This window comes from Fibrobacter sp. UWB4 (assembly GCF_002210345.1).
Taxonomy (GTDB): domain Bacteria; phylum Fibrobacterota; class Fibrobacteria; order Fibrobacterales; family Fibrobacteraceae; genus Fibrobacter.
In genome coordinates, this window is record NZ_MWQI01000002.1 from 88,752 (window position 1) to 106,327 (window position 17,576).

The 17,576-nt window shown below is 46.3% G+C and carries 16 protein-coding genes; 7 read left to right on the top strand and 9 right to left on the bottom strand.

Going from position 1 to position 17,576, the window contains the following annotated elements; all coding sequences use genetic code 11:
- The first annotated feature begins 31 nt into the window (after positions 1-31).
- The 3 genes from rdgB to B7990_RS05385 all read left to right on the top strand — a co-directional run bounded on the left by rdgB (position 32) and on the right by B7990_RS05385 (position 2,701).
- Complete coding sequence (gene rdgB, locus B7990_RS05375) at positions 32-658, top strand: RdgB/HAM1 family non-canonical purine NTP pyrophosphatase (protein ID WP_088640008.1); 627 nt, start codon at positions 32-34, stop codon at positions 656-658.
- Positions 659-725: 67 nt separating this feature from the next.
- Complete coding sequence (locus tag B7990_RS05380; RefSeq protein WP_254917338.1) at positions 726-1,766, top strand: tRNA-dihydrouridine synthase family protein; 1,041 nt, start codon at positions 726-728, stop codon at positions 1,764-1,766.
- On the top strand, positions 1,763-2,701 hold the full coding sequence (locus B7990_RS05385; RefSeq protein ID WP_088640009.1) for a radical SAM/SPASM domain-containing protein: 939 nt from the start codon (positions 1,763-1,765) through the stop codon (positions 2,699-2,701). Before B7990_RS05380 ends, B7990_RS05385 begins: the two co-directional genes overlap by 4 nt.
- A 49-nt stretch (positions 2,702-2,750) precedes the next feature.
- On the opposite strand, the gene B7990_RS05390 is transcribed toward B7990_RS05385, so the two are convergent.
- Positions 2,751-3,245 (bottom strand): nucleoside deaminase, encoded by a 495-nt coding sequence (locus B7990_RS05390; protein ID WP_088640010.1) that lies wholly within the window; start codon positions 3,243-3,245, stop codon positions 2,751-2,753.
- A 92-nt stretch (positions 3,246-3,337) separates the two neighbouring features.
- On the opposite strand from B7990_RS05390, the gene B7990_RS05395 reads away from it, so the two are divergent.
- On the top strand, positions 3,338-4,204 hold the full coding sequence (locus B7990_RS05395) for an arginase family protein (RefSeq protein ID WP_088640011.1): 867 nt from the start codon (positions 3,338-3,340) through the stop codon (positions 4,202-4,204).
- Here the strand turns inward: B7990_RS05395 and B7990_RS05400 are convergent.
- The 6 genes from B7990_RS05400 to B7990_RS05425 form a co-directional block, all read right to left on the bottom strand.
- Positions 4,191-4,382 carry a hypothetical protein gene (locus B7990_RS05400; RefSeq protein WP_088640012.1) on the bottom strand — a complete coding sequence of 64 codons (192 nt, stop codon included), beginning with the start codon at positions 4,380-4,382 and terminating at the stop codon, positions 4,191-4,193. The genes B7990_RS05395 and B7990_RS05400 overlap by 14 nt on opposite strands.
- Complete coding sequence (locus tag B7990_RS05405) at positions 4,369-4,926, bottom strand: hypothetical protein (protein ID WP_088640013.1); 558 nt, start codon at positions 4,924-4,926, stop codon at positions 4,369-4,371. The genes B7990_RS05400 and B7990_RS05405 overlap by 14 nt, the downstream gene beginning before the upstream one ends.
- 247 nt (positions 4,927-5,173) lie before the next feature.
- Positions 5,174-8,146, bottom strand: a complete 2,973-nt coding sequence (locus B7990_RS05410) for a type I restriction endonuclease subunit R (RefSeq protein ID WP_088640014.1) — start codon at positions 8,144-8,146, stop codon at positions 5,174-5,176.
- A gap of 14 nt (positions 8,147-8,160) precedes the next feature.
- Positions 8,161-9,480 (bottom strand): restriction endonuclease subunit S, encoded by a 1,320-nt coding sequence (locus tag B7990_RS05415; protein ID WP_088640015.1) that lies wholly within the window; start codon positions 9,478-9,480, stop codon positions 8,161-8,163.
- Positions 9,481-9,587: 107 nt separating this feature from the next.
- A complete protein-coding gene (locus B7990_RS05420) occupies positions 9,588-11,426 on the bottom strand; it encodes a class I SAM-dependent DNA methyltransferase (RefSeq protein WP_088640016.1) in 1,839 nt (612 codons plus the stop codon).
- A 410-nt stretch (positions 11,427-11,836) separates the two neighbouring features.
- Positions 11,837-13,525, bottom strand: coding sequence for a carbohydrate-binding protein (locus B7990_RS05425; RefSeq protein ID WP_088640017.1), 1,689 nt, complete (start codon positions 13,523-13,525; stop codon positions 11,837-11,839).
- Between the two features lie 238 nt (positions 13,526-13,763).
- On the opposite strand from B7990_RS05425, the gene B7990_RS05430 reads away from it, so the two are divergent.
- A complete protein-coding gene (locus B7990_RS05430; RefSeq protein ID WP_088640018.1) occupies positions 13,764-14,030 on the top strand; it encodes a hypothetical protein in 267 nt (88 codons plus the stop codon).
- A 2-nt stretch (positions 14,031-14,032) separates the two neighbouring features.
- On the opposite strand, the gene B7990_RS05435 is transcribed toward B7990_RS05430, so the two are convergent.
- A complete protein-coding gene (locus B7990_RS05435; protein WP_088640019.1) occupies positions 14,033-14,536 on the bottom strand; it encodes a hypothetical protein in 504 nt (167 codons plus the stop codon).
- A 152-nt stretch (positions 14,537-14,688) separates the two neighbouring features.
- Between B7990_RS05435 and hisC the strand changes: the two genes are divergently transcribed.
- Together hisC and B7990_RS05445 are read left to right on the top strand one after the other, a co-directional pair.
- Positions 14,689-15,798 (top strand): histidinol-phosphate transaminase, encoded by a 1,110-nt coding sequence (hisC, locus tag B7990_RS05440; RefSeq protein WP_088640020.1) that lies wholly within the window; start codon positions 14,689-14,691, stop codon positions 15,796-15,798.
- A complete protein-coding gene (locus B7990_RS05445; RefSeq protein WP_088640021.1) occupies positions 15,762-16,670 on the top strand; it encodes a pseudouridine synthase in 909 nt (302 codons plus the stop codon). The genes hisC and B7990_RS05445 overlap by 37 nt, the downstream gene beginning before the upstream one ends.
- On the opposite strand, the gene B7990_RS05450 is transcribed toward B7990_RS05445, so the two are convergent.
- Positions 16,667-17,551: an NAD(+)/NADH kinase gene (locus tag B7990_RS05450; protein WP_088640022.1), complete on the bottom strand. Its 885-nt coding sequence runs from the start codon at positions 17,549-17,551 to the stop codon at positions 16,667-16,669. The two genes, B7990_RS05445 and B7990_RS05450, sit on opposite strands and share 4 nt — an antisense overlap.
- Positions 17,552-17,576: the final 25 nt, after the last annotated feature.

Sequence of the window (17,576 nt, forward strand, 5' to 3'; positions counted from 1 at the left end):
CCGTAGGAAGTCGGAAGTAGACAGAGAAAAAATGAAACGTTTATTTGTTATCGCGACCGGTAGTGCCGGAAAAATTAGAGACTTCGCTCACATCTTGGGCACAGACCATTACGAATTCAAGACCTTAAAAGACATCGGTTTTGACGAAGACATCATCGAAGATGGGAATTCCTTTGCCGAAAACGCCATCATCAAGTCGAATACAACGGCTCAATGGCTCGCCAAGCGCAACATCGAAGCGACCGTTCTCGCCGATGATTCCGGCCTAGAAGTTTTCGCATTGAATGGCGAACCGGGCATCTACAGCGCCCGCTATTGCGGCAAGCACGGCGATGATGAAGCCAACAATGTCAAGCTGATGCAAAAACTCGAAGGTATCGAAAACCGCAAGGCACGTTACTTCTGCGCACTCTCGTACCAGACTGTCACCAAGAACGATCAAGGTGAATTTGTCATCAGCAAGCCGATCATTTTCGAAGGCGAATGCCGTGGCGAAATCAACCACACTCCAGTCGGCGACATGGGCTTTGGCTATGATCCGCTGTTTGTCCCGGATGGCGAAACAAGAACTTTCGCGCAGATGGAACTCGAAGAGAAAAAAATCATCAGCCATCGAGGAAATGCCATCAGAGCTTTGAAGAAAGCTCTCGGGAAGTAACGAGAGTCGCCGGGTTCGCAGGAAATTAAAGGTCCGCAAGAAAATAAAGGTCCGCAAAAATCGCGCCATGCTGAAAATTCTATTCGCACCGCTACAAGGTTACACGACGGGCATTTATCGAAAAGCCCACGCTGAAATCTTTGGCGGTGTTGACGCCTATTACACTCCATTCTTGCGGATTGAAAACGGTAAGCCGCGCGAAAAAGATTTGCGGGATTTAGAAATTGCGAATGCAGATTGCGCAAATGTAAGATGCGCGGGCATCGCGGAAGGAATTGCGCGCGACGGGAATGCGCGCAAGGAGAACTGCGCGGGCTACAAAGTCGTTCCGCAGATTATTGCGAACAGCGTCGATGAATTTAAAATCCTTGCAGAAGCGCTAATCGCCAAAGGTTACACGGAAATCGACTTCAACATGGGTTGCCCCTTTCCAATGCAAGTCAACCGCCATCGCGGTGCCGGACTTTTAAGCGACATACAGGCCGTCCAAGAAATCATGGACGAAATCAGGAAATTGTCTAGCGTTACGAACGGAACCGCGCCGATAAAATTTTCCGTCAAGATGCGCCTTGGACAGGACTCCCCCAACGAGGCATTCGCACTTCTCCCGATTCTAAACGAAGCGCCACTCACGCATATCACGCTCCACCCAAGACTCGGCAAACAACAGTACAAAGGCGCAATCGACTTCAAATCGTTCGAAAAATTTTATGAGGAATGCCGTCATCCACTCGTTTACAACGGCGACATCACAAGCGTTTCGCAAATCTGTGAAATGGAACGACACTACCCGAAGCTCGCAGGCGTGATGATTGGCCGCGGACTTCTCGCGAAACCAAGTTTAGCAGCGGAATACAAGGGATTGCGCGATATAAATAGCGCCGCCACCACGCAGGATTTTCTCGGCAAACTTTTTCAGATGCACCAGGTCATTTTCGACCACGCTTGCAAAACATACCAAGGCGACAGCCAGATTCTCTCGCACGTACAAAATTTCTGGGAATATCTCGAACCAAGCATTCCCAAAAAGATTTTCAAGAAAATCAAGAAAGCAGGCAAACTCAGCGAATACCAAGAAGCCATCATAGAGATGAGGGGCCAGTCGTGAACAGCGTCTACATCGAAATCACGAATGTTTGCAACTTGCATTGCAGTTTTTGCCCCTGCGGAACCGCCGCAGACAACGGATATGCCGACAGCGGAATTGCGGAAGAAAATTCGTCAACGTCCACGAACCGCACGTTCATGGATTCCAAGCTGTTCGAAGCATGCATCACAGACGCTCAAGAAATCGGAGCGACCAACGTCTACTTTCATGTTCTCGGTGAACCCACGCTCCATCCTGGTTTTGCACATTACGTCAAGAAATTAGAACAAACGCCATTAAAGCTCACGCTCACAACAAACGGCACAACGATTGAACGCACAGGCCGTCAAATTCTCGCGTCACCCGCCGTTCGCCAAGTCAACTTTTCGACACACGCCTACGCAGAACTCCCCCGCGAAACCGCTGAACGATATTTGCAAAATGTGCTGGATTTTTGCCGTCTCGCGATTGTCGAGCGCCCCGATCTCTACATCAATTTGCGATTGTGGAATGTCGGCGCCGAAGATGCCTCCTCGTGGAACAGCTACATGCTTAAACGCATCCACGAGACTTTTGGCGTTGATATCACGCCCGGGCATTTCTGCAGTCGCCACAAGAGTTTCAACATCACCGGCCGCCTCTATTTGCACGAAGACACAAGATTTGAATGGCCAAGCATAGACGAAAGAACGGGCAAAGCCCTACAGACGAGAGACGAAAGAATCGCAGGCACGTGCCGTGCGCTTGACACTCATATTGCAATACTCCACGATGGGCGCGTTGTCGCCTGCTGCCTTGACCACAGCGGACAAATTACGCTCGGTCACATCACCGAACAAAGCCTTGCCGAAATTTTAGAAAGCCCACTCGCGCAAAACATAAAAGAAGGGTTCGCGCAGCACGAACTACGCCACCCTTTTTGCCAAACCTGCAGTTTTTGCAAACGGTTTAAATAAATTTTTAGTTATTGGTTATTAGTTATTAGTCATTAGAAATAACGGGAATCTAATAGCGCGTTTTGTCCGTCTTTGTCGCCCACTTTTTGAAAGCGACAAGCGCTTCGTTCCGCATAAAATGGTCGCACTTGATGGCACGTTTTTCGTACGGCAAGTCGAGCTGATCATAAATAAAGGAATCGTCGAATTCAATTGCAGCAGCATCGGCCTTTGTATTCGCATAGCAAATGCGCTTGACACGAGCCCAGTACAGAGCGCTCAGGCACATCGGGCAAGGTTCGCAGCTCGTGTAAACGGTACAGCCGTCCAGCATGAACGTCCCGAGTTTTGCGCAAGCGTTTCGAATTGCAGTCACCTCGGCATGAGCCGTCGGATCATTATTCGGCACAACGCGATTTGCGCCCGTAGCCACAACCTCGCCATCCTTGACAATCACAGCGCCAAAAGGGCCACCGCCATTATCGACATTATCAACGGACAACTGAATCGCCATCTGCATAAAGCGTTTGTCTTCGTCCGTAATATTCTTCAATTCTGCTTGCATAAAAACTCCTTGACCACACTAAGATAATCAAAAACTCAACGAAAAACAATAAAAAGCGCTCGTTCCAACCCCATCTTAGCTATTTTTGAATCATGATGATCACGGTTCAAGATTTCACGGGCGTTTACGCCGAGCAACCCTTTATGCAAGAACTGCGCGCCACCGCAGAAATAAGCAAGGACGTTCGCTGGCTCGACTGCACGAAAATCGTAGGAACCGACTGCTACTGTGACGACGACGCCATCAAGGAAATCAATGCGTTAATTGACAGCGCCGAAAAACACAGCAAGAGTGAATGCAGCATTATCGAGAATCGCGGCAACTCCACAAGCACCCCGGACATCCACTTCTTTGACAATGGCAATTATCATTACATGAGCAAACTCTGGACCGACAGAGTTCAAGAACCATTTACGCTCATCGTATTCGACCACCATCCCGACATGCAACCACCCCGCTTTGGCGGGATTTTAAGTTGTGGCGGTTGGGTCAAAGAAGTTCTCGACAACAACAAGTTTATTCAAAACGCAATCATCATCGGAGTCAAGAACGAACTCGTCGAAACCATCCGCGAAGAGCTTTCGCAATCCGGAGAAGCAAGTATTTTAGAGAAAGTTACGTTCATCAAAGAAAGTGAACTAAGCATTCTCTCGTCTCTAATCTGCAGCGATTTTGTGAACGTCCTCTCGCCTAATCTCTACATTTCCATTGACAAGGACGCACTCTCGCCATCCTATGCTGTAACCAATTGGGACCAAAGCTCGCTTACACTTGACGCCCTCAAAAATTGCATCACAGCCCTTACCACAAATCGCAAAATTCTCGGTATAGACATCTGCGGCGAGCGCGCTCACGATTTCGAAGGCGATGAGCACCACACCATCCAAGAAGCGGATACACTCAATAGCGAGCTAAATCGAAAACTTGTTGAGTTTTTGCAGAAAATCAAGGTATCTTGAACTGCAGAATTTCTTCAGCAGTCAATTCATCAAATTCCTTACCCACACGCTCGGCGTACTTTCCCAATTCATAGATATTCAACTTGCTTTTCGGCGGATTTTTATACGGATTAGGCGGAGCCAAATACTCTTCCATGGAATCCGCCAAAATGACGGCAGGCTTTCTAATTCCACTCATATGTATAAACCTCCAGGAGTTTTCGAGACGCTTCTGTTTTAACAGCAAATTGATATGGATGCAACACACCCAAATAAGTCGCTCCTAATGCTTCAATATAGTGATTTAAAATCTTTTTGTTAAGGGCGAAGCCATAAATAAATCCATCATAGCCCAAAGCAAAAGAACGGTCAGCTGCAATAGCAAAAAGGTGACCTCCAATACCAACATATTTTTGAACTTTTGCCAAATCTTTGTTATTGTGCGGAGCAGTACAAGCCCAATGGATATACGCAGCCCGAGCATCAACATCATTTCGAACTCCAACAAGCCCCTGGATTTCATTATTTTCCTTCAGCGCAAGAGCAAAGACTTCAACTTCTTTGGGTATTTTAATCCAATTAATTCCCCACCCGTTCTTTTCACTGAATTTTTTCAGGAAAGACCGACTTTCAATCCTGAACACAACAGTTTCTTTGATTTCCCCAGTTTCAGTATCTTTAAGGCAAGGTACAATTTCGTCAAGCCAAATACCGATACAACCGACATTTACGCATTTCTTCATATTTTTCTCCTTCCCTGCAGACAAGCTGAAACAGCGGGGCTTAATTGTTTGTCGCCCAAAGCATACAAGTACACATTTGAACACTAACAAATATAAATTACTAGATGGCGATAGTCAAGAGGTTTTCCACTTTTTTGTCATTTCTCTCATTTAGCAACCCATGGTTGCTATTTTGCAATTTCAAAAAGAGCAGGCATTGCCTGCTCTTTTTTTGCAAGCAGAACTTGCACAAACTACTTAACCTTCCCTATCCGACAGTCGCTCTCACCATTGTTCTTGCAGCAGAAATGACCCGTTCCACGAGGAAATTTTGAAATTCCTGATTATTAAGGAATATGCGGAAGAGTTCCGAGCGAGCAGCCATATTCTTGACGATGATTTGCTGTAAAGCGTCGTTGCCTTCGATTTGCACGGTCGATTCATCGGCATGCAAAACGGCATTGGCGAAGCTTTCATTTTCGGCAAGTTCCTTGGGCAATTCGTCAATATCCTTCTTAACTTTATCGGGATATTCCCATTCCACACCGCCATAGCGTTGATTGAATTCCTCCAGAATATCACTCAACTTGACGAGTTCCGGTTCCTTTTTGCCAACAGCTCCATTACCTGTCGGCACGGGCGCGATTTCGGCATTCTCGTTTTCGAGAGAAATCTTTGCCGCTTCTTGCTCCACAATTCGTAATTGGTCAAAGTCAATAGAATCTAACAAGCCTTCTGTAAAGTCGTCATCTTTTAACTTTGGCAATTTCGTCACAAGAAACTTGTAGAACGTCCAGCGTTTTTCCCAATCCTTACTACCGAACGGCATAATGGCAGCAAGGAAGGTATAGATGCGCACGAAATTCTTCATAGCGCTCTTGCAGGCAATCTGCTGTTCTTCTTGCAAGTCATTCTTGAATCGTTCTACGCACGTATCAATAATCGGGTCCAGTTCTTCGCGCGGGGATGAACCCAGATATTTTCTGCAATACAAATCTATCTCGGCTTGCGTGTAGATATTGTATTCATCCAACTCAAAAATCAAGTCGTTCAGTTTATTCGGATCGGTTTCGCCAGCAAGCGTCGTCATCTTGTAATAGCGTTGGAACGACGCCTTGATATTTTCAGGCTCATTCGCGAAATCGAGAATGAAGGTATCTTTCTTTTTCGGATGACAGCGATTTAAGCGGCTAAGAGTCTGCACAGCCTTGATATCTGTTAAGCCCTTATCAACATACATCGTATGCAGCAGCGGTTCATCGTAACCCGTCTGGAACTTGTCGGCAACAACAAGAATACGGTACGGATCCACCTTCATGTTCTTTTCAATATCAGCAGACGGGAACTTGTTAATGCTGGCTTCGGTTTCTTCCTTGCCATGATACACCTTTTTTCCGCTGAACGCAACGACAGCCTTATACGGGCTCCGCATATCTTGCAGCTGTTTTGAAATGGCGTAATAATAGTCAATCGCCCTTTCAATTCCGGCGGTCACCACCATCGCACGGGCCTGTCCACCCACCTTATTTTTGTTGATAACATTATTGATAAAATGATTTACAATAATGGCAGCCTTTTTCTCGACCGTTTCAGGGCGACTTTCCACATACCAACGGATTTTCTTTTGAGCTTGGTCTCGATCAAATTCGGGGTCTTCCTTTTGCTTGCGAATGAGTTCCGATTCAACAACCTTGTAATAGCTCTGATACGGCGTGTAATTTTTCAGCACATCCAAGATAAAGCCTTCTTGGATAGCCTGACGCATTGTGTAATTGTGGTGAGGCTCAAATTTCGGTTTTCCATCGGGCTGTGGAATCTTTTTACCGAACATTTCAAGAGTCTTGTTCTTTGGGGTCGCGGTAAAGGCATAATAATTCGCATTCTTCACCATCTTACGACCTTCTATAGTCTTGTTCAAGATGTCTTCGAAATCTTCCTCACTCTCAGCATCAACACCGGAAATTGCCATATTCATTTTAGCCGAAAGCGAGCCGTTTTGACTACTATGAGCTTCGTCAATGATAATTGCAAAACGACGGTTTGCAAGCGTCGTGCCTATTTCCTTGAGAATAAAAGGGAATTTGTGAACAATCGTGATGATAATTCGCTTGCCAGCAGTGAGTTCATTGCGCAGCGTTTCCGAAGAATCCGCCCAACCAACAATATTACCAAGTTGGTTATAGGCTTTAATATTATTACGAATTTGCTTGTCAAGATTCACACGGTCAGTTACAACAATGATGGAATCCATCAGTTTCTCTGTACCACGCAATTGCTGAGCAAGCATAAAGGCGAGCCACGTAATCGTATTCGATTTACCCGAACCCGCACTATGCTGAATCAGGAATTTTTGCCCTAATTCATGCGACTTGGTTTCTTGCACCAGATAACGGACGGCATCAAGCTGGTGGTAACGAGGCCACACAACAGATTCTTTAACAAGCCTTCCTTTTTCATCTGTAAATCTAGCCACTTGTGCCAAATTTTCAATAATGTACGAGAGCGTAGGCTTTGTAAGCACGTAATCCCATAAGTAGGCCGTTCGCGGACCATTCGGATTCAACGGATTGCCAGCACCTCCATCAACACCCTTGTCAAACGGCAGAAACCACGATTCCTTACCCTTCAATTCCGTACACATACGAATATTATCGTCATCTACGGCGAAATGGACTGCGCAACGCTTGGGTTGCAGCAGAAATTCCTTGGGATTGCGTTCATTCGGATTTGAATACTGTGTAACAGCATTCAAGAGAGTCTGACCTGTATAATGATTCTTGAGTTCAATGGTGATGATGGGCATACCGTTAATAAAAATCACCATGTCGATAGACAAGTCTGGATTCGCTACGCTAAAGTGGACTTGTCGCGTGACAGAAAAAATATTTTTATTGTAAAAGACATGTCCCGATTCGCTTAACTCAGAAGGGAGTGGGTAATACATATCAAAATGCGTGGTATTGTAATTATAGCCCTTGCGGATTACATCGATGACACCACGCTTGGTAATTTCATTTTTGAGTCGTTCGAAGAATGAATGTCGCGAGTGTTCATTACTGAAATCTACAGCATTTCGAACTTTATCCTGTTGCGTATCACAAAGGAACGTTTCGACCTTATTGCAATCTAAAGCATAATCGGTGCTGTAATCGGACGATATTCCCCTAGAGTAAGCATTCTGCTCAAGAAGGTATTTTTCAATGAGAGTTTCGAGACCTTTTTCTGAAGTATCCGTCGGCATGATTATACCTCGCTTTAACAGACTTTCACTTTTCCTGTCACAACATCGCTAATTAAGCTTTGTTTATACTCGTTCAAATTCGCAATCTGATTTTCGATGGACGCAATTTGAGAATCAATAGAAGCAACCTTCTTTTCGATATATGCAACAATTTCTTTTTGTTCAGAAAGAGGTGGAACAAAAACTGGCATTCGTTTCAATTTATTCCAAACTAAATTTCGTTGAATTGATCCAACACCTTTTGAGCAAATACAATACATAGCAACCATAGAACGATCTCTCAACAAATAATTGGCAAAGTTTCGTTCTAGTTTCTCAGACATCTTCAAAATCACATATGCAGGACTTACAATCCCTCTAAAGAAGGACACACCAACAGAACCACGCCAAGCCTGTTGATTGTTTAACACAAAATCACCCACTTCAACGAGTTGATATTTGGACAAATCTTCACTAGTTGCGTTCGCTCTTTTCTCACCACCATCAGAAAAACGAATAACCCCTTTATCCAAATACACCGATAAAAGTTCTTCGTCACAATGTCCACATTGAGATTTTTGCTCAAATAAAGCACCAAAAGGTAGTTTTTCCCAATTCTCTGGAATTTTTCCAATCCAGCTGATGCCGGAGTCTTTCATTCGGCAATTTTTATTCAATTTGCCTGTGACAGCATTAGCGATAACAGACTGTTTGTACTCCTTCAAAAGTTCAATCTGTTTTTGCTTTGCCGAAACAAGTTCATTGATTTGCGCCGTCTTTTTGTCCAAGTATTCCGCAATCGCCTTTTGTTCAGAGAGAGGAGGAAGTAGCAATTTACAACGCTTCAAATGAGCTCTTGTAACACTATAAACTTTTACGCCGTTTACACGAGTTCTAATTTGAGATCTCCAAATATCAGATTGAAAAAGATAAGCAAAGAATGGTCCGTTTTCTTCTTTATTTGTAAACGCAATTATTGTATGATAGCCTGCAAAAATCTTTCTCGTTTCCGTATTTAAAACACAATTACCACAACCATCTAAATCTTCTGAAGTATCGGCAAATACAATATCATTTTTCCGCAATAAAGATTGCGGATTTGAATCAAGCCATGAAGATTCAACAAATCTCAACAAATTTCTTTTTAAAACAGTTCCTTCATTTTCCTTAGAATGAATTTGCCCATAACTGACAACAGGGACTCCATTAATTTCATCATTAATAAGGTTATCCTTTGTAATCGGCAAGCCCTTTCCCAAAGAGAATTCAGACCTAAAAGGAACAACATCCCAATGCTCCGGCACATTTCCTATCCAAGAGATTCCTGAATCTTTATATCGCGCATACTTTCTCATATAGACAAATTCCTTTAGATTCTTCGACTCCACTTCGTTCCGCTCAGAATGACACTCGAATAAGAGATTGCTTCGTCACAACGTTCCTCGCAATGACGTGTTCATCCTTACTCTTCCAGAATCTCCGCCAAGGCACCTTCGGTTTGCCGTTCCAGTTTCATGATGTCGTTCTTGATGTCTTTCAGGCTGCGGAGTTCAACGGGCTTGTAGAAATACTTGGTAAAGCTCAATTCGTAGCCTACGGTGGGTTCGCCGAAAATCACGTCGGGTGTATAGGGTTTGACTTCGTTCTCGTAGAAGCCTTCAATCCCGCCCGGATAGTTCATCGGAATCTGTTCCGTTTCGTTACGATTCGCCTTGTATTTTACATTGCCCTTCTTGTCCTTGACCGGTTTGCCATTCTCGTCCAATACGGGCTTCATCAGCGGCACAGACCAGTAACCGAATTCAGAATTGTCGAAAATCTTGCTCTGTTCCGTTTCCTTGAAATCCATCAGGAGTTTCAAAATCTTTGCTCGATCCGCCTCGTTCGTTTCGCAATTTTTTTCACCCAAGTTTTTGCGGAGCGGAGTCTTGATGGCAGTCGCGTCAATCAACTGCACCTTGCCCTTGCGGCGTTTTTCCTTACGGTTCGTGACAATCCAGATGTAGGTGCCTATACCCGTGTTGTAAAAGTCCTTTTCGGGCATGGCGACAATCGCTTCGAGCATGTCGTTTTCAATAATATACTTGCGCAAGTTGCTGTTGCCCGAGCCTGCATCGCCCGTAAAGAGCGAACTTCCGTTGTGCACTTCCACAATGCGGGTGCCAAGTTCTGTATCTTTCATACGGCTGACATTGTTCGCCAAAAAAAGCATCTGCGGATCACCAATGTCGGGAACAAAGTTTACATCGTCCGAAAGAACAAAACGACTGTCGGTGATATCCTTCTTGTCCGTAATTCCCCAGTTCTTGAGGTCTTCTTTCCATGCAGTACCGAAAGGCGGATTCGAAATGCAGAAGTCGTATGTTTCGCCAATGTGGCCATCTTGCGAGATGGTTGAACCAAACGCTATGTAATCACGCTGTTGTTTGTTCAATGAATAGTTAAAACTTTTAATTTGACCCGAAATCATGATGTCAGCCTTGCAGGTCGCATATGTATCCGGCATCAGTTCCTGGCCGAAAATGTGAATTTTGATTTTCTTGTCGCGTTCTTTTGCCATGTCAAGGATCTTGTCCTTGGCAACCGACAAGATGCCACCCGTACCGCAGGCACCATCGTAAATGGTGTATGTTGAGTTTTCAAGTTTATCCGCAATCGGTAGAATCGTCAAGTCGGCAAGCAACTTGACCATATCACGCGGAGTAAAATGACGACCGGCGCTAGTCACTGCGTATGCTTCATTGAAACGACGGAGCAGTTCCTCAAATACTGTTCCCATCATGTGGTTATCGACACCGGGCAAAGCTTCTTTGCCGCTAGCGTCCTTCACAGGTAGGATTCCCAAGTTGATGGACTTGTCCGTAAACTTTTCGATGATGGAACCCAAACGGTTGCTTTCGGTGAGTTTGTCGATGGTCGGCAACAGTTCGAACTTCTTGACGATATCCTGAACATCCTTGCTGTAACCGTCGATGTATTCCAAGAAGTTCATTTTGAGGCGGGAAGGATTCGTCTCTGCCGTCAGCGTGCGCATTGTGAACTTCGAAACATTCACGAAGGGGTACTTGGTAATGGCGGTCAGCACAGGCTCGTAATTCACTATTTTCTGTTTGTCCAGTTCAGCCTTCTGTTTGAGAACAGCCTCTTTCGTGGGCTCCAGCAAAACGTCAATACGGCGGAGCACCATCATCGGAAGAATAACCTTCTTATAATCGACCTGTTCAAAAACATCTACCAGCACATCGTTGGCGATATTCCACATAAAACTGACCAGCTTGTTGAACTGCTGCGTATTACCCATAAGAACCTCAATTGTAAGCCCTTATGCAAGCACAATCAACAATCGCTCTAGATGACGTTTATGACAACAAAAAAGGCGTGGAATCGAATGCACCTACCGCCTCAGGTAACGACCAAGTAACCCAGTATCAGATAAGCACAAACGACCCACGCACAGGGTGCGTGAGTGTCTGCCTTACTCTCTGATACTTGAAATTTTGGTCGTTTTCGAGGCGAGAATAAGAGCTATAACTCAAATTTCTATGCGCCCTACATCTTGCGATGCAAGGCTATGTCACAAATAATATAGATTATTCAGAAAAGAAAGGAGATTCCCCGCCTTCGCGGGAATAACAAAAAGCGGTCACTATGGCATAAAAAGGAGATGCCGGAACTAATCCGGCATGACAATGCAAAACAAAACGCATCAATCTACTTCACGGCAATAAACTTGCTGCGTTCCACGCCGGGTGCTGAAACCCGCATCACATATAGGCCAGCAGGCAGCCCGCGAGTCATCCATGCAACATCACCGACTTTTGCAGATTCAACATTCATGCGACGCACCAAAGCGCCCTTCGTATCAAAAATGCTAACGCGATAGACGCTCGGCGCGACCATAGCAAACGACTTTGAACGAATCGACGTCGGCTTTTCCGTCGTATCTTTTTCCGCGGACTTCACAAGCGTTACATCAAACTGGTCGATGTTCGGGCCATCATTACCGCCAACGGTTGCAAACTTCACTGCATTTTCGCCTGCGGCAAGATTTACCAAGACTTCAGCCGTTTCCCAGACGGTCCAGCCACCCGTTGTCTTGAAAGATGTCGTTGCCGTATCTAAACCAGCAGAAATCGCAAGAGAGCGTGCTTCACTGGAGCCATTTGCAAAATCGATATCAAAGCGATATTGGCCAGCCGTATCGACTTTCACGTTCACGACGACATCGCCGCCCTTATCGAAATTCACATAACCATCGCCGTGGTAGCCGCCATTGCTACTTTCAGAAACGCCACCTGTAATCGTACCCGTTTCGGCCTGGTACTGTTTATCAGGTGTCGGTGGTTCCGGTTCCACATAATTGGCATCACATTCCGTCGGACTCTTGAGCGTAGCGCCCGCATTTGCCTTCACGGCAGCTTCGACTTCGCTCGCCTTGAGCATAAAGCTCGTGTATTCATAAGGCGGCGTAAAAGAAGTCCCTGTTCCCTTTGTATTGCCCGAGCAATTCGTAAAGATGTTATCAATAACTTCGTTCACGCCAGTGCCGTTCGCATTGCCCGTATAAATCGGGTTTGCTTCGTTGATAAATACATTGCGTTCCGTACGCACTTTGCACATGTGGCCAGCCGAAACGCCAAGCACATCGGTTCCGTTTGTGATGCTAGCATTGCCCGTAAGCAAGTTATTCACCACATGAACGTTTCCGTAACGGCAGCGTGGCTTGCGCTGGTTTGCCGCCTGCCACCAGTTGAACATGTAAGTCACATTCAGCTTGCCTTCGCTTTCGGGTTCATTGTCAGAACTGCCGATGAGATTCGAAAGGTTGTGCGAACTCTTTTTCTTGTAGCCAAAAATGCACCACGTAAACGTTACGTTATCTGCTCCTTTTACCACATCGGCATTGCCATCCTGACCATCCCAGAATTCACAGTGGTCAATCCATATATTTTTGGAACCGTTATTTTCAATGGTGAGATTGTCCCAAGCCTGCTCAGCATTACTGCCCGGTCCTTGAATCACGATATTGCGAACGATGATGTTAGACGCCTTGCTAATGTGAATTGGCGCTTTAAGCACTGTTCCCGGCTTAAGTCCGATGATGGTCTTGTTGGAACCCGTGATATTCAAGCGGTCCCCCGTTCGCCCGCTCCAGCCATCGCCAAGCGTACCATCAATGTAAATCACACGCGGAGAAGAATCCTTCGCGTACTTTTGCAAATCGGCAAAAGTCGTCACTGTAATGGGAGTCGCATTTCCGCCACCGGTCACATTAAACTCGGTCGAAGTACGGCCCGAACGAGTCGCCCAGCCAATCGGCTTGCACTGATCCACAGCAGCGGATGCAGAAACAGCAAACGCGCATAACACAGTCAAAAATCTGCTAGGAACCTTAAACATCTCACATCTCCTGACTCACCAAAAGTTTTTCATCTATTTTCACGAAACATTCGTAGAATTATACCCTAGTGAAATCTATATTCTTAAGCGAAACATGCAACACTCTGGCAAAGCATTTTTCTAGACATTTTGTCAAAGAATACAATAACCCTTTCGCCATCATACTTTTTTCTGCTTTTTGAGATAGCCACCTTGATGAAATAGGCAAAAGAAATATCTTTCAATCGAGGAAACGGCCATGAAAAAATTCTTTATTTCCCTGCGGGAACAAATCGTAAAAAGACTGCAAAGTTTATCATTCAGAACCGGCGTCATCGTCCTTTCGCTTTGCATTCCCTTTTACATCTTGTCGTTTGCGCAAATGGCACTCCCCATTTCGGCCGAAGCCAAGGGGATTCTTTGGGTAGTGCTGTTCGGGCTTGCCAAAACATTTCAGTACGGCGGACTTTCTATCATCGGCGTTGAAGGAGTCAAAAGACTAAAAGGCTTTTTCAAGAAAGCGTAAAACTATTCATCAGCACAAAGCTTATTGTCATAATAAATAGCATATTCGATAAAATCTCTTGCTGTTTTATTTTCACATAATAATTTTTTGTCTATTCGATATTTCTTCTTCATTTTTTCGTTCACCAACATTCGTCCCGCATTTTTAAGCCATACATTTTTATTCTCAACCAAATATTTCAAGTTAGCGGGCGACAAGAAAAACACGGAATCAGGAACAAAAGTCATCCACAATAAATGATGTAGATTGAAATCGTACTTTTCCTTTTTTACAATGGAATCAAGAACGCAATTCATACCCCGATTCCCTAACGGCAAAAGAATATCAGCATCATCAGTTTCATATTGACCATTAATGTATTTTTCATATTTGTCAAAAGCTTGACTCAGCTTTGCGTTCCACTTACAACAAGACTTCTGCGTGCAACTAGAAAATGCAAAAAGCGGCGTTTTGCAGAATAATACAAGAACGAAAACTATTAAGAAAGGCAGATGACTGTACTTCATATTTCTAACCTAATATAAAAAATTGCTATTATTCCTTACGGATTACAAATCTACAGGATCCATCGATGAATTAAGGAGATTCCCGCCTTCGCGGGAATGACAAGTTCAGAACGAATCCTAAACGTAAATCATTAACCACTGATTACTGCAAAATGGATATTAACGAACTCGCACAACAGCATATTTTGAAGCAGCCGCTCTACGTGACCGGCAAACCCATCGCCTACACCGCTCGTGAATTCGGTCTCGACCCGAAAGACATCGACAAGCTCGCCAGCAACGAAAACCCGTTTGGCCCGAGCCCGAAGGGCATGGCCGAAGCTCGCAAGGCTTTGGAAGAAGTGAACCTCTATCCGGATGGCGGTTCTTATGATCTCATCGGAAAGATTGCTGAATTCCGCGGCGTGAACCGCGACCAGATTGCTGTGGGTAACGGCAGTAACGAAATTTTGGACATGATTGCCCAGGTGTTCCTCGGCCCCGGCACGGAAGCCGTCATGGGCAACCACAGCTTCGCTGTCTATAAGCTCGCTACGATGGCCATGAACGCCAAGATTGTTGAAGTTGACATGCCCGCTCCGGGATACAACTACAACCTCAAGGCCATGCGCGACGCAGTGAACGAAAAGACCCGCATCGTGTTCCTCGCTAACCCGAACAATCCGACCGGTTCTGACCTCACCGCCAAGGAAATTTTGGACTTCGCCGACAGCCTCCCAGAAACTTGCATTCTCGTGATGGACGAAGCCTACACCGAATTTATCGAAGACACGCCGGAACTCGTTCCGGATTTCAACAGCCGCATCGCCGCCGGCAAGAACATCATCTGCTGCCGTACATTCAGCAAGATCTACGGTCTCGCAGGCCTCCGCGTGGGCTACTGCATCACCCGCCCGGAAATCGTCGCCCTCATCAACCGCGTGCGTGAACCGTTCAACGTGAACAGCATCGCTCAGGCAGCTGCCATCGGCGCTATCGACGACCAGGAATACGTGAACAAGGTTCGCGAACTCAACAAGAAGGGTCTCGAACAGCTCAAGGCTGGTTTCAAGGAACTCGGCCTCGCCTACGTTGACAGCCACGCAAACTTCATCGCCGTCAGCGGATTCAAGGATCCGATGGACGCCTTCAAGTTCTTGCAGGCCAAGGGCACCATCATCCGTCCGCAGCCGGCTATGGGTGACGTGCTCCGCATTACCGTCGGTACCGAAGCTCAGAACAAGAAATGCCTCGAAAACATCAAGGCATATCTCGGCAAGTAAACCGAGAAAGAGACTGCGCGAAGCCCGCGCCTAGCGCCAAAGCTCACGGCGTTGCCCGTGTGATTTCTAAGCGCGGTTTTTGCAGCAGAAGCCAAGCAGAAAACCTGGTCCGCGAGGGCCGGGTTTCTTTGCGTGGTAAAATCGTCCGCGATCCGGACACTCCCGCTCGCGAAAATGATGAAATTTGCGTTGACGGAAAGCATGTAAAAGCAAGCGAGTTCGTTTACTTTATGATGAACAAGCCGCGTGGCTACGTCACTACGGCAAGCGACGAGAAAGGGCGCGCAACCGTCATGGACCTTTTCCGCGAGCAATACGCCAAGATGTTCCCCGGCAAGCCCGTGCCACACATATCGCCCGTTGGCAGACTCGATGCAGCCAGCGAAGGGCTATTGTTATTTACAAATGACACGCAATGGGCAGACGCTTTGCTGAATCCGCAAGAGTCGCGCGATTCAAAGGCAGGAATGACAAGCGCAAGCGTCATCCTGAGTCCCGGAACGGAGTCCGGGATAAACTACGCGAAGTATCCAGTAAAGATCCAGCATACAAAAATCTACCGGGTGCAGGTCGCAGGAAAGCCAACTGCGGCGGAACTTTCGCAAATGGAAGCGGGTTTCAATGTTCCGCCACGCGTCTTTGGCGAACCCGAAGAATTCATGCACGCCGTCAGCGCCAAGCTCTACAGCGCAGGCGAAAAGAACTGCTGGCTCGAAATCACTTTGGACGAAGGCAAAAATCGTGAAATCCGCCGAATGCTCGCGAAGCTCGGCTACGAGGTTTTACGCCTTGTGCGCATAAAGTTCAGCAATTACGAATTGGGCGATTTAAAGCAAGGCTGCATCAAAAAAATTGACGCCCCGCAGCATTAAGCAGAACGCGGCTTCCCCGTCCAGCCAAGCTTTTCGCGAAGAGCGCCCACAAATCCCGTGTGACGCATACGAATAAACGTCGTCACAAGCTTACTTTCAGACAACATCACGTATTCATCTTGCTTCATTTCAAGCGTGATGCGCCCGTCAAAAACGAGATCGAGCGAGCAATTCACCGCCGAAGCCATTCGCAATTTTTTATCCGTAAGAGAAAGCACAAGCGGACGCACCGAGAGGCTGCTCGGAGCCACAGGCGTGAGCACCACCGCAGGCGTCGAAGGATGAATAATCGGGCCGCCAGCCGCCAAATTGTAAGCCGTTGACCCCGTCGGCGTCGAAACGAGAATCGAATCCGCCCAGTATTCCGTCAGGCAAGTATCGTTATAAGCCACGTTCACGTTCACCATGCGTTCCGGAGCATGCGCACGCACGTGGACTTCGTTCAGCACAGTCTGTTTTGCTATACACTTTCTGCCGTGGTAAACAGCCGCCTCAATCATCATGCGTTCACGAGTCGAGAAGTCGCCAGCAAGCAAGCTATCGAGCGTCTTGGTCAAGCCCTCCACACGCGATTCCGCCAAGAATCCCACGCGTCCGGCATTCACACCAAGAATCGGGATGTTATGACCAAGCGCCATGTGCGCAGCCGTCAGCACAGTTCCGTCACCGCCAATCGCAAGCAGCAAATCCGTCTTCTGCAACGCGGATTCTTTCACCACGCGAATCGGCTTTTTCACGAGTTCCTTGAGGGAATCGAGCGCGTAAAATTTCACCTGCGGGTGTTCAAGCGCCCAAGAAGTAATCTGCTTCAAGGCACATGCCAAATCGGCACTTTTGTCCTTGAATCCGACAATTCCAATGCTGCTGAAAGACTTGTTCATTTATAAATCCTACCACTGCGGTTTT